We start from the raw sequence: 12,840 nt of genomic DNA, 5'->3' as shown, positions 1-12,840 counted from the left end.
ATTAACAAAAAGGTTATCCAAGAAGTGGTTTTCATAAAGTGACAGTCAGGCGTAAAAACGTGTTGCAGGTTCAATTACGATCAACTAGGCTTTCGTTTATGAAAAAAATCGATCACAAAATCATTTCGAGCTTATAAGCGACCCCTAAAACAGCACAGCAGCAACACAAAAACGCCATTCTGGTTAACAACCATAAAATTCAATCACCAGAAAACCTAACAACCCGATAACGAACAACAACGACGTCAGCGAGATTTGCATGTCATTACACCTGCAGCACATCGATCATATCGTCGGTGGTGAAACCCATATAAGCGGCATCGACCTAGAGCTCGAACCGGGCTCTTTCAACGTCTTGCTGGGGAGAACACTGGCGGGTAAAACGACCCTGATGCGCCTGATGGCGGGCCTTGAGCCACCTACTCGTGGGCGGATCAAAATGGATGGCAAGGACGTGACCGGAGTTTCGGTGCGTCATCGCAACGTTTCCATGGTCTACCAGCAGTTCATCAATTACCCAAGCCTTAACGTCTATGACAACATCGCCTCGCCGCTCAAACTGGCCAAGGCTTCCAAGCAGGAAATCGACAAGCGGGTGCGCGAAACAGCTGCCATGCTGGGGATTGATCACCTGCTGGACCGCCTACCGCTGGAGCTTTCCGGTGGCCAGCAGCAGCGCACCGCCATGGGCCGCGCCCTGGTCAAGGATGCCGATCTGATCCTGTTTGACGAGCCTTTGGTCAACCTGGACTACAAGCTGCGCGAAGACCTGCGCGACGAGTTGCGCGAGCTTTTCAAGGCGCGGAACTGCATTGCGGTTTACGCCACCACTGAGCCTAACGAGGCGCTGGCCCTGGGCGGTAACACGGCTGTTCTACATGAAGGCAAGCTGTTGCAATACGGCCCAACGGAACAGGTCTACCGCGAGCCCAACGGTATCCTCAGCGCTGAAATGTTTTCTGAACCGCCGATCAATATCGTGCCGGGCCACCTTACCGAAAATGAAATCACCTTTGATAAGGATATTCATTTCCCTTGCGATGAAGGCCTGCGCAACCTGCCCGCCGGTGAATACCGTTTTGGCGTGCGCGCCTCCCACGTCAGCCTGAAGCCCAATGCGGCGGATGACCTGGAACTGGAAGTGGCCGTTGATGTGGCCGAAATCAGCGGTTCTGAAACCTTTCTCCACGTGCGCCACAAACTGTTCCCCCTGGTGCTTCACCTGCTGGGCATTCAAACGCCTGAGGTGAACCAACGCATCAAGGTCTACTTCCCCACCCATAAGCTGTTTGTGTTTGATCAGCAGGGCAATATCGTTCATACGCCGGAAACACGGGGAGGCAGCCAGCATGTCTGAGATCGTACTCAAAACCCTTGCGCATACTTACAGCGCTAATCCGCAGTCGCCTGAGGATTATGCCATCCGCAAGATGGAACACGTCTGGCACCAGGGCGGCGCCTATGCCCTGCTGGGGCCATCCGGGTGTGGCAAATCCACCCTGCTGAATATTATTTCTGGCCTGCTGGAGCCTTCCGAAGGGGATGTGCTGTTTGACGGCCAACGGGTTAACGAACTGCCGCCTGAAGAGCGCAACATTGCGCAGGTTTTCCAGTTCCCGGTGATCTACGACACCATGACGGTGTTTGATAACCTGGCGTTTCCGCTGCGCAACATCAATATTCCTGACCACCGCATCACCCCCAAGGTCGAGGAAGTCGCCGATATCCTGGAGTTGACCCCACTGCTCAAGCGCAAGGCCAAGGGGCTGACGGCGGATGAGAAACAGAAAGTTTCCATGGGCCGTGGTCTGGTGCGTGACGATGTCTCGGCAATTCTGTTCGATGAGCCGCTGACGGTGATTGACCCCCAGCTCAAGTGGAAGCTGCGCCGCAAGCTGAAGGAGATTCACCAGCGCTTCAATATCACCATGATCTACGTTACCCACGATCAGCTCGAAGCCTCCACCTTTGCCGACAAGATTGCGGTGATGTATGAAGGCCAGGTGGTCCAGTTCGGTACGCCCCAGGAGCTGTTTGAAGTTCCTGCCCACACCTTTGTTGGCTACTTTATCGGCAGCCCCGGCATGAACTTCATGGATGTCACCTATCGCGCCGGTGAGGTCATCTTTGCGGATATGGCACTGCCTGTCCCGCAGAAGTTTGTTGATGCCGTTGCCAATACTGAAAGTTCGAATGTGAAAATCGGTATTCGCCCCGAGTTTGTCTCCGTGCATGCGGCCAAACGTGATGGTGCCCTGCCTGCGCGCATGCGTCAGGTGCAGGATCTGGGCACCTATTCCATCGTCACCTTTGAGCTGGGCGGCCAGACGTTCAAGGCGCGCCTGTCCGAAGGTCACCCAGCGTTTGGGGAAGATATCTATCTCACCTTTGACCCCGACCAGCTGGGGCTGTTTGTTGACGAATACCGGGTGGAGGTTACCTCATGAATAATAAAGTCCAAAATAACCGCGCCTGGCTACTGGTACTGCCAATGCTGGTGCTGGTGGCATTTTCCGCCATCATTCCCTTGATGACGGTAGTGAACTATTCTGTGCAGGATGTACTCGGCCCCAATGCCAGTTTCTTTACCGGTACTGAGTGGTTCCGCACCATGCTCAACGACCCGGCCCTGCATGCGGCCTTTGGTCGGCAGGTCGCGTTTTCACTGATCATTTTGGCCATTCAGGTGCCGTTGGGCATCGGCATTGCCCTGTTGATGCCAAAGAAAGGCTGGCAGGCGTCTGCCGTGCTAATCCTGATTACCCTACCCTTGCTGATCCCATGGAACGTGGTTGGCAGCATCTGGCAGATCTTCACGCGTAATGACATTGGTCTGATGGGCTGGAGCCTGAGCGAGCTCGGCCTTGACTACAACCTTACCCGTAATGCCGGTGATGCCTGGTTTACCATCATCCTGATGGATGTGTGGCACTGGACGCCTCTGGTGGCGATGCTTTGCTACAGCGGTTTGCGCTCCATCCCGGAAGCTTACTATCAGGCAGCGCGCATTGACCGCGCTTCCAAGTGGGCAGTGTTCCGCTATATCCAGCTGCCCAAGCTGACCAACGTCCTGGTCATAGCGGTACTGCTGCGCTTCATGCACTCCTTCATGATTTACGCCGAGCCCTTCGTGCTGACCGGCGGTGGTCCAGGCAGCTCAACCACCTTCCTGAGCCAGTCGCTGACCACCATGGCCATCGGCCAACAGGATCTTGGGCCTTCGGCTGCCTTCTCGATCATCTACTTCCTCGTCATCCTGCTGGTGAGCTGGGTGTTCTACACCACCATCATGCATATGCAGAAAGACAAGAATTCACAGGGAGGCGCGTAAGATGGCTTACCAGATTGAAAACACCCAGCAGGGTGAAAAGTACAACACCATTTTCAGCAAGGTACCGGCCGCCGAGCGGCGCAAGCGTAACTCTCGCTCCCGGCTGCGCAAGCGGATTCTGCTGAGCACCTATATTGTGCTCCTGATGCTGCCGATTTACTGGCTGCTCAATATGTCGCTGCAGACCAATAGCGAGATTCTGGGTTCGATGACGCTATGGCCGCAGAACCTGACGTTTGACAACTACATCGGCATCTTTACCGACTCAAGCTGGTACATGGGGTACGTCAACTCCATTCTCTACGTGGTGATGAACATGATCATCACCATGCTGGTCGCGCTACCAGCCGCCTATGCGTTCAGCCGCTACAAGTTCATTGGTGACAAGCACCTGTTCTTCTGGTTGCTGACCAACCTAATGGCGCCGCCGGCGGTCTTCCTGCTGCCTTACTTCCAGCTTTATTACTCGGTCGGGCTGTTTGACACCCATATCGCCGTGGCCCTGGCCCACTGCCTATTCAACATTCCGCTGGCGATCTGGATTCTGGAAGGCTTCATGAGCAGCGTACCCAAGGAAATTGACGAAACGGCGTATATCGACGGCTACAGCTTTCCCAAGTTCTTCGTCAAGATCTTTATCCCCATGATCAGCTCGGGTATTGGCGTCGTCCTGTTCTTCCTGTTCATGTTCTCCTGGGTGGAGCTACTGCTGGCCCGTACGCTGACGTCGACCGACGCTCAGCCTATCGGGATGATCATGACACGTACGTCAACAGCATCAGGGATTGACTGGGGTACGCTGGCGGCTGCCGGTATGCTAACCATCATCCCCGGCATTCTGGTGGTGTACTTCGTCCGCAACCATATCGCCAAGGGCTTTGCCCTGGGCCGCACCTAAGAGGAGGAAATCTCATGACCTGGATGGTATGGACTTTACCTACGGCTATTTTCTTTTCTTCGATTGCGGCCATGCTGGCTGGCATGACGATCTGGGAACTGCGTTCTCCGACAGTTGAAAGGAAAGGCTTTTTACCGATTTCAACCACCCGAGGTGACCGCCTGTTTGTCAGCTTGCTGTCAGCGGCCTTTATTCACCTGGGTATTATCGGCTTTACGACATTGCCCCTTCTGGTGGCATCCGCCATTTCAGTTTTATGGCTGCTTATATTGATGCGCTGGGGCTAAGCCCTTTGGCCAACTGGCAATCCGCATCTGAAACAGCCTTAAGTTCAGGAAAGACCCAAACGGCAAGGATGCCAGGTAGTTATTGAAAGTAGCGATAGAAAGTAGCGATAGAAAGCAGTACCAACGCCAGTCTTGCTACAAAGCCTGGTTGATAACTCCTCAACGTAAAACGAGGTCATCATGCAACACAATAATTTCAACAAGCACGTCAACATCAGCCCGTTCAAACTCACCACACTGGCGGCGAGTCTGATGCTGGCTTCCGGTTCTCTCTCCGCTGACGACCACGATGCCCGTGCCATTGCGGAGCGCCTGGTTGACGAGCATTTCCAGAACTCGACCCTTACCCGCGAAGAACAGATCGAGGAGCTTGTGTGGTTTGCTGAAGCCGCTGAGCCTTTCCGCGACATGGAGATTCAGACTGTCGCTGAAGGTCTTACCACTCACGTCTATGAAAGTGAAGTGTTGGCTGAAGCCTTTAGCGAGCTGACCGGTATCAACATCACTCATAACATCATCGGCGAAGGCGATGTGGTTGATACCATGCAGAACCAGATGCAGTCGGGTAACAGCATCTATGACGGTTTTGTCAACGATACCGATGCCATCGGCACGCATATCCGCTATGGCACCACCATCAACCTGAGCAATGCCATGGAAAACGAGTGGGCGGACTACACCCTGCCAACACTCGACCTGGATGACTTTATCGGCCTGCAGTACGGTACCGGCCCGGATGGTAGTCTTTTCCAGCTGCCTACCCAGCAGTTCGCCAACCTCTACTGGTTCCGCTATGACTGGTTCCAGCGCGAAGATTTCCAGGAACAGTTCCGTGAAATTTACGGTTACGACCTGGGTGTACCGACCAACTGGACGGCTTACGAAGATATCGCCGAGTTCTTCAGCGTCCACGTTGATGAAATCGATGGCACCAAGGTATATGGCCACATGGACTACGGCCGCCGTGACCCGTCACTGGGCTGGCGCTTCCATGACTCCTGGCTCTCCATGGCTGGCATGGGTAGCCCGGGCGTACCGTCAGGCAACCCGGTGGATGACTGGGGTATCCGCGTCAATGAAGATAGCCAGCCGGTCGGCGCCAGCGTCAGCCGTGGCGGCGCCACCAACTCACCGGCTTCTGTGTTTGCCATGCAGAAAGCGGTTGACTGGCTGGGCGACTACGCGCCGCCGGAAGCTCAGGGCATGACCTTTGGTGAAGCAGGCCCAGTACCGTCGCAGGGCCATATTGCCCAGCAGATCTTCTGGTACACCGCCTTCACTGCGGATATGACTGAACCTTCCTTGCCGGTTACCGATGACGAGGGTAACCCGCTGTGGCGCATGGCGCCGTCTCCCACTGGCCCGTATTGGGAAGAAGGCATGAAAGTCGGCTATCAGGATGTGGGCGGCTGGACCTTCTTTGATTCCACGCCTGAAGACCGCCGTACTGCTGCCTGGCTGTTTGCCCAGTTTACGGTTGCCAAGAGTACTTCTCTTGAAAAGCTGATGGCTGGCCTGACGCCTATTCGTGAATCTGACATCTTCTCTGAGCAGATGACCGAAATGGCACCCAAGCTGGGTGGTCTGGTGGAATTCTACCGCAGCCCCAATGAGTCCAACTGGACGCCAACGGGTACTAACGTACCTGACTATCCGCGTCTGGCACCGCTATGGTGGCAGAATCTGGCACCGGTCATGAGCGGTGATATGACAGCTCAGGAAGGTCTGGACAATCTGGCAGCCGATATGGACAACACCATGTTCCGTCTGGCACGTGCCAACGTCTTTGACACCTATGCGCCGAACCTCAACGAAGAGCGCGACCCTGAGTACTGGTTGAATATGGAAGGCTCACCCAAGGCTAAGCTCGACAATGAAATGCCACAGGGCGAGACCATTCCCTATGACGAAATGATGGAAGCCTGGATGTCAGCCGGTACGCGCTGATTCCTGGATGGCGAACCCTGCGGGGTTCGCCAGTCAGCCTTCGTACATTGAGGAAGATGAACTGACTTGAATTGCACTGCTGTTCAAGGCGAATTTTTAATGCCCAAAAGTCGCCTTTTCAGCCCTGATTTGCTCGCAAAAACACCATGCCCTCGTTGGGCAGAACAAACGAGGCTTCTTTATCTGTAATGGGTCACTTATGAAACTTCGCAATAGCAATCTTGATAAGCTGGCTAACGATGATTTCGACGTCCTGATTATCGGCGGCGGAATCAACGGTGCCTCAGCGGCGGCAGCGCTGGCGGGCAAAGGGGCCAGAGTAGGTCTGATTGACCGCGGCGATTTCGCTGGCAGTACCAGCATGCATTCCTCCAATCTGGTTTGGGGGGGCATCAAGTACATGGAGAGTAAAGATTTCGGCCTGGTGCGTAAATTATGCAAAAGCCGTAATCATCTGATCAAAAACTATCCTTCCACCGTGGAAGAGATCCGCTTTCTGACCACCATCAGCAAAGGGTTTCGCCATCACCCCAGCTACCTTTACGCGGGCACCTGGCTTTACTGGCTGATGGGCAATGCGTTTACCAAGATTCCTAAACTGTTTACTCCCAAGGGAATCAAGAATTCTGAACCCATCGTGAATACTGACAATGCCGTCGGCGGCTTTGAATATTCCGATGCCATCCTGCACGACAACGATGCGCGCTTTGTTTTCAACTTTATCCGGCATGCCATCGACTATGGCGCCAGCATTGCCAACTATGTGGAGTCCAACGGGGCGTCCTATGAAGACGGCCGCTGGGTAGTACAGGCGCGCAATGTGATCGACGGCACGAGCTTCCCTATCCGCGCCAAGGTGCTGGTCAACGCGGCAGGGCCCTGGGTGGATCATCACAACAAGTTGACCGGCCAGCAGACCCAGCATCAGCATCTGTATTCCAAGGGTATCCACCTGATCGTACCCCAGCTGACGGACTCCAAACGGGTACTGGCATTTTTTGCCAACGATGGCCGGTTGTTCTTCGTCATCCCCATGGGTAACCGTACCTGCATTGGCACGACCGATACGCATATGGAACAACCGGAAGTCGATGTCACTCAGGAAGATATCGATTTCGTGTTGGAAAATATCAATACGCGTCTAACACTGGAAAAACCCATTACCACGGCGGATATTATTTCTACCCGTTGCGGTGTGCGCCCGCTGGCCATCAAGTCAAGTAAAGGCAAAGACCGGGATTTCCAGCAGTTATCGCGTAAACATGTGGTGGACACCAATGCCGACAGCGCTCACATCAGCATTTTTGGCGGCAAGCTGACCGACTGCCTTAATGTGGGTGATGAAATCAGCGATGAAGTAAGCAAGCTGGGCGTTGATATCCCCTTCCCGGACTATAAGTGGTACGGCGAACCCTCTGAAGACGTCAAGCGCGAGTTCATGCAGCAGGCTGAGCGCATGGGGCTTGACGAGATGACGCCTGAAACATCGTCTGAGCCGCTCAGCAAGCGCCTGTGGCGGCGTTATGCGGCCCAGTCGCTGGATATGCTTGAGCAGATTCGCCAGGACCCACGTGAGGCCGAACTACTGATTGAGGGCACCGAATATATCCGCTGCGAACTGCGCCAGACGCACCGCAGTGAAATGGTCACCAAGCTTGACGACTTCCTGCGCCGGCGTGCCAAGGTATCCCTGGTGGTTCCCCATGAAGAGCTGCGCCACTCTGAAGGACTGAAAGAAGCCTGCCACATGCTGTTCGGCGATCAGGCAGAAGAACGCTTCAATGAATATTTCGATAAAGTACCGGATACCGCGCGCTTTACTGAAAGTGGCCAGAACCGCGTTAGTGCTTGAGAGAAGCAGTGCTTGAGCCCTCCTCTATAGCCGAACGCCAGCGCTAGGGTCTAATAAAAAACCCCACCGGCATTTCACTGCCCGTGGGGTTTTATGTTGCGGATGTGTTCAGATCAGTTTGATTTGACCCGTGCTACCGCATCCAGCCAGCCTTGATACAGATCTTCCCGGGTGGCTTCATCCATTTTGGGGGTAAAGCTCGACTCGCAGCGCCACAGCCCCTGAATTTCTTCCAGGTTGGCGTACCAGCCCAGGCGCAGCCCCGCCAGGTAGGCGACACCCAGCGCCGTGGTTTCCAACACCGCTGGGCGGTCGACTTCAACCCCTAGCATATCGGCGAGAAACTGCATCACCCAGCTATTCTTGACCATGCCGCCATCAACCCGCAGCTTACCGGGCGTGGCCGCCATATCATCGTTCATGCAGTGCTGCAGGTCTCGGGTCTGATAGCAGACGGCCTGCAAGCCTGCGGCAACGATCTCGGCAATGCCGGTATCCCGGGTCAGGCCGAAGATGGCACCGCGCGCTTTTGGATCCCAGTGAGGCGCACCCAGGCCGGTAAAGGCAGGCACCAGATAAACGCTGTGACCGCTGCGGGTTTCCCGGGCCAGGGCCTCGGTTTCCGCCGCATCAGCAAACAGGTTGAGACCATCCCTGAGCCACTGTACGGTCGCTCCGGCCACGAAGATACTGCCTTCCATGGCATAGGTCGGTTTACCGTTCAAACGGTAGCCGATGGTCGTCAGCAGGCGGTTGCGTGATGTGGCGGGTTCATCACCCGTATTGACGATCATGAAACACCCGGTGCCATAGGTGCTCTTGCCCATACCGGGAGTAAAACAGGCCTGCCCGAACAAGGCGGCCTGCTGGTCACCGGCAACCCCGGCAATGGGTAGTTCCGCGCCCAGCCACTCCTTGGCAATGCTGCCAAAATCGTCGCTGGAGTCTTTGACCTCTGGCAGCAGACTGGCAGGTATACGGAACAGCGCCAGCAGCGCTTCATCCCACTGTTGCTCATGAATATTGAACAGCGCCGTGCGCGAGGCGTTGGTCGCATCGGTGACGTGGTGCTGGCCGTTGGTCAGGCGCCAGATCAGAAAGCTGTCGACGGTACCAAACGCCAGCTCGCCGCGTTCTGCACGCTCACGGGCACCGTCAACGTTATCCAGAATCCAGGCAATCTTGGTGGCGGAAAAATACGGATCAATCAACAGCCCGGTACTGGCTTGAACGGCCTCGGTATGCCCTTCATCGCGCAGGCTTTCACACAGCTGAGAGGTACGACGATCCTGCCAGACAATCGCATTATAAAGCGGCTTTCCGGTCTGGCGATCCCACACTATGGTGGTTTCACGCTGGTTGGTAATCCCGACCCCGGCAATGTCCTGAATATCAATACCCGTCTTGGCAATCACATCCCGACAGGTTGCAATGACGGTATCCCAGATATTTTCTGGGTCGTGTTCTATCCAGCCGTCGTTGGGAAAGTGCTGAGGAAATTCCTGCTGGGCAACGCTGACAACTTGACCCTGACGGTCAAACAGAATAGCCCGTGAGCTGGTGGTGCCTTGATCGATAGCGAGTATGTAAGATGGCATGGGAAGTTTCGCTTTATTTTGTTGGTTTTCGTTTTACGACACTACAAGGCTACTTTACTGCCTCTAAAGGCTCAAGTGCGAAAATATACCTGAGCAACATTATAGCCTGTCATCATGAATTTTAGTTAAGGACAACGTTAGATGTGTCTACAGGGCGCGTTGGTTATCAGCTTTGGCAATATGCAGGGCCACATCATGCTGGGTGAGCAGGCGCATTATTGCCTCAGGGGGATGACGGTCGGTAAACAGTGCATCCAGCTGAGCGATATTGCCCTGGCGAACCACGGGGTTACGATGAAACTTGGAATAGTCGGCGGCCAGGTAGACGCGTCGTGAATTGGCAATAATGGCCTGCGCCACTCTCACTTCCTGGTAGTCAAACTCCAGCAGTGAGCCATCCTCATCGATGCCGCTGATACCGATAATGCCGTAATCCACCTTGAACTGATTGATAAAGTCGATGGTGGCCTCGCCAATGATACCGCCATCCCGGGAGCGAACCTGGCCGCCAGCAACAATTACCGTAAAATCTTCCTTATGCTGCAGGATGGCTGCAACGCTCAGATTGTTGGTGATAATTTCCAGCCCATGATGATCAAGCAGCGCCTTGGCAATGATCTCGTTACTGGTGCCGATATTGATAAACAGCGAAGCATGGTCGGGAATGTGAGCAGCCAGGGTGCGGGCAATGCGTTCCTTTTCTTCGAGGTGCAGGGTTTTGCGCGTGCTGTAGGCGGTATTGACGGTGCTTGACTCTATACCGGCCCCACCGTGAACCCGGCGGATACGACCTTCTTCTGCCAGGGTATTCAGATCACGCCGGATGGTTTGCGGCGTTACCGCAAAATGTTCGGTCAATTGCTCAATGCTGACGTAACCGTGCTGGCGCACCAGTTCTACGATCGCGTCTTGTCGGTAATGTTGGTTCATGGCCCGGCCCGTTGATAATTTTCGCTTTTAATGACTGCAAGCCTAGCAAAATTTTCATACATTTATAGCGGCCAACGCCAAAGTATCATAGGAATACCTACCAGCATGACCAGCAGGGAAAGCGGTAACCCCAATTTCCAGTAGTCGCTGAACCGATAGCCTCCCGGCCCCAGCACCAAGGTATTGGACTGGTGACCAATCGGGGTAAGAAACGCACAGGAAGCGCTGACTGCCACCACCATCAGAAACGGGTCAAGCGATACCTCAAACCCTCTTGCCAGGCTGATGGCAATCGGTGCCATCAATAAAGCCGCCGCCGCATTGTTGATCACATTGGAAAGCAGCATGCTGAGCAGAAAAAGCCCTACCAGCGTCGCCGGTATGGGCCAGCTGCTGCCTAGCTGGAGCAGACCTTCAGCAATCAGCGCGGCTCCACCGCTGGTTTCCAACGCCTGGCCGACGGGAATCATGGCGCCCAACAGCATAATCACCGGGCCATCAATCGCCTGGTAGGCTTCTCGTAGAGGCAGGATACCAATCAGCAAGGAAACCAGTGCCGCCGTGCTTAACGCCACGGCCGCTGGCAACAGATCCAGCAGCATGGCCACAATCGCCAAGGCAAAGATAGTCACTGAAAGCAGTAGCTTGCGCGGCTGACCAAGCTGAAGCTCACGGCTGGCCAATGGCAGGCAACCCAGAGTCGCCAGGCTTTCATGCATTTCTTCTTCGTCACCTTGTAACAGCACCACGTCACCCGCCTGAAAACGAATATCCCGCAGGCGCTGCTTGAGGCGTTCACCATCTCTGGCAACGGCCACCAGGTGCATATCAAACTGATGGTGCAATCTGAGCTGGCGAACGCTGCGATTAATCATTATTGAATCATTGCGTATGACAGCTTCTACCAGCTGCAAGCCTTCTGTATCTACCTGATTGTCTGTGTCTTCCTCTTCGCCTTCATCTTCTTGATCGGCACTGATAACACTTAGCCCCAGCTTATCTTCCAACTGCTTGAGGTCTTCAGGCCCGGCTTCCAACAACAGAATGTCTCCTGGCTTAAGGGCCGCATAGAAGGCATTGCCCGTGCGCCGCTGCTCATCGCGTACCACCGCCAGAATAGGCAGAGACTCCTCGAGTTCATGACGTAGCTGTTGCAGGGTCATACCGTTAGCCTTGGCATCTTCGTCTACTTTTAGCTCAACCAGATAATGGGCGGTATCAAACATCCCTTCTGTAGAAGCATTGCCAGCACGTTTGGGTGTTAGCCGCCAACCGATCAGGACAATAAACACAAGCCCAGCAAGCGCCACGACCGCTCCCACCGGAAAGAAGCTGAACATACTGAAGGCTTCACCGGTGACGCTGCTGCGATAACTGGAAATGATAATATTAGGGGGTGTTCCAATCAGGGTGGTCAGACCACCCAGCAGGGAACCAAAAGCCAGCGGCATCAGCAGCAGTGACGGCGAGGTATTATGCTCGCGAGCAAGACGCAGGGCGACAGGCAACAACAAGGCCAGCGCGCCCACGTTATTCATAATGCCGGAAAGCACCACCACTGTGCCTACCAGCACCGCCAGCTGCAGTATCAGGCGCTCACCCGCCTTAAGCACCTGTTCAGCAATGACATCAACCACACCAGAGCGCTCAAAACCGCGGCTTAACACCAGCACGGCGGCCACGGTAATCACCGCCGGGTGGCCAAAACCGCTAAACGCCTCATCCGCGGGCACTAGCCCTAACATCACCGAGCCCAGCAGAGCGGACAGCGCCACCAGGTCGTAGCGAAAACGCCCCCAGATAAATGCCAATAGCGTTAATCCCAGTACGCCAAACACCAGGGTGCTGGGTGCTATCCCGTTGACGCTGATTGTCGGTACACTGATATCCATGTGTAATCACTTTGCGTAAAACCAAACCTTAAACACAAAGCGGGCATCTGCGCAATGCAGATGCCCGCTCGAGGGATTACTAATACCCGCCTGTCGCGCTGAGTA

General features: G+C 54.7%; 10 protein-coding genes. 7 read left to right on the top strand and 3 right to left on the bottom strand.

Features of this window, described 5'->3' with window-relative positions; all coding sequences use genetic code 11:
* Positions 1–259: 259 nt before the first annotated feature.
* The 7 genes from OR573_06845 (at position 260) to OR573_06815 (ending at position 8,315) form a co-directional block, all read left to right on the top strand.
* A complete protein-coding gene (locus tag OR573_06845) occupies positions 260–1,357 on the top strand; it encodes an ABC transporter ATP-binding protein (GenBank protein ID XGA81345.1) in 1,098 nt (365 codons plus the stop codon).
* Positions 1,350–2,447: an ABC transporter ATP-binding protein gene (locus OR573_06840; protein XGA81344.1), complete on the top strand. Its 1,098-nt coding sequence runs from the start codon at positions 1,350–1,352 to the stop codon at positions 2,445–2,447. The genes OR573_06845 and OR573_06840 overlap by 8 nt, the downstream gene beginning before the upstream one ends.
* Positions 2,444–3,331, top strand: coding sequence for a sugar ABC transporter permease (locus tag OR573_06835; protein XGA81343.1), 888 nt, complete (start codon positions 2,444–2,446; stop codon positions 3,329–3,331). The genes OR573_06840 and OR573_06835 overlap by 4 nt, the downstream gene beginning before the upstream one ends.
* A 1-nt stretch (position 3,332) precedes the next feature.
* Positions 3,333–4,229: a carbohydrate ABC transporter permease gene (locus OR573_06830; GenBank protein ID XGA81342.1), complete on the top strand. Its 897-nt coding sequence runs from the start codon at positions 3,333–3,335 to the stop codon at positions 4,227–4,229.
* A gap of 14 nt (positions 4,230–4,243) precedes the next feature.
* Positions 4,244–4,516 carry a DUF2160 domain-containing protein gene (locus tag OR573_06825; protein XGA81341.1) on the top strand — a complete coding sequence of 91 codons (273 nt, stop codon included), beginning with the start codon at positions 4,244–4,246 and terminating at the stop codon, positions 4,514–4,516.
* 180 nt (positions 4,517–4,696) lie between these two features.
* A complete protein-coding gene (locus tag OR573_06820) occupies positions 4,697–6,463 on the top strand; it encodes an ABC transporter substrate-binding protein (GenBank protein XGA81340.1) in 1,767 nt (588 codons plus the stop codon).
* A 199-nt stretch (positions 6,464–6,662) separates the two neighbouring features.
* On the top strand, positions 6,663–8,315 hold the full coding sequence (locus tag OR573_06815; protein ID XGA81339.1) for a glycerol-3-phosphate dehydrogenase/oxidase: 1,653 nt from the start codon (positions 6,663–6,665) through the stop codon (positions 8,313–8,315).
* 113 nt (positions 8,316–8,428) lie between these two features.
* Here the strand turns inward: OR573_06815 and glpK are convergent, their stop codons facing one another.
* From glpK to OR573_06800, 3 genes are all read right to left on the bottom strand, one after another.
* Positions 8,429–9,913, bottom strand: coding sequence for a glycerol kinase GlpK (gene glpK / locus OR573_06810; protein ID XGA81338.1), 1,485 nt, complete (start codon positions 9,911–9,913; stop codon positions 8,429–8,431).
* A gap of 147 nt (positions 9,914–10,060) precedes the next feature.
* The gene (locus OR573_06805) at positions 10,061–10,843 is read right to left on the bottom strand and encodes a DeoR/GlpR family transcriptional regulator (protein XGA81337.1); all 783 of its coding nucleotides are present in this window, start codon (positions 10,841–10,843) and stop codon (positions 10,061–10,063) included.
* A gap of 62 nt (positions 10,844–10,905) precedes the next feature.
* The gene (locus OR573_06800; GenBank protein ID XGA81336.1) at positions 10,906–12,735 is read right to left on the bottom strand and encodes an SLC13 family permease; all 1,830 of its coding nucleotides are present in this window, start codon (positions 12,733–12,735) and stop codon (positions 10,906–10,908) included.
* Positions 12,736–12,840: the final 105 nt, after the last annotated feature.

This window comes from Halomonas sp. CH40, from assembly GCA_041875495.1.
In the GTDB taxonomy this organism is placed as follows: Bacteria; Pseudomonadota; Gammaproteobacteria; order Pseudomonadales; family Halomonadaceae; genus Vreelandella.
This window is presented reverse-complemented; position numbering and strand designations above follow the sequence as displayed.

Coding starts and splice junctions, on each gene's coding strand:
- OR573_06845 (XGA81345.1), top strand. CDS start 260: ATGTCATTACACCTGCAGCACATCGATCATATCGTCGGTGGTGAAACC.
- OR573_06840 (XGA81344.1), top strand. CDS start 1,350: ATGTCTGAGATCGTACTCAAAACCCTTGCGCATACTTACAGCGCTAAT.
- OR573_06835 (XGA81343.1), top strand. CDS start 2,444: ATGAATAATAAAGTCCAAAATAACCGCGCCTGGCTACTGGTACTGCCA.
- OR573_06830 (XGA81342.1), top strand. CDS start 3,333: ATGGCTTACCAGATTGAAAACACCCAGCAGGGTGAAAAGTACAACACC.
- OR573_06825 (XGA81341.1), top strand. CDS start 4,244: ATGACCTGGATGGTATGGACTTTACCTACGGCTATTTTCTTTTCTTCG.
- OR573_06820 (XGA81340.1), top strand. CDS start 4,697: ATGCAACACAATAATTTCAACAAGCACGTCAACATCAGCCCGTTCAAA.
- OR573_06815 (XGA81339.1), top strand. CDS start 6,663: ATGAAACTTCGCAATAGCAATCTTGATAAGCTGGCTAACGATGATTTC.
- glpK (XGA81338.1), bottom strand. CDS start 9,913: ATGCCATCTTACATACTCGCTATCGATCAAGGCACCACCAGCTCACGG.
- OR573_06805 (XGA81337.1), bottom strand. CDS start 10,843: ATGAACCAACATTACCGACAAGACGCGATCGTAGAACTGGTGCGCCAG.
- OR573_06800 (XGA81336.1), bottom strand. CDS start 12,735: ATGGATATCAGTGTACCGACAATCAGCGTCAACGGGATAGCACCCAGC.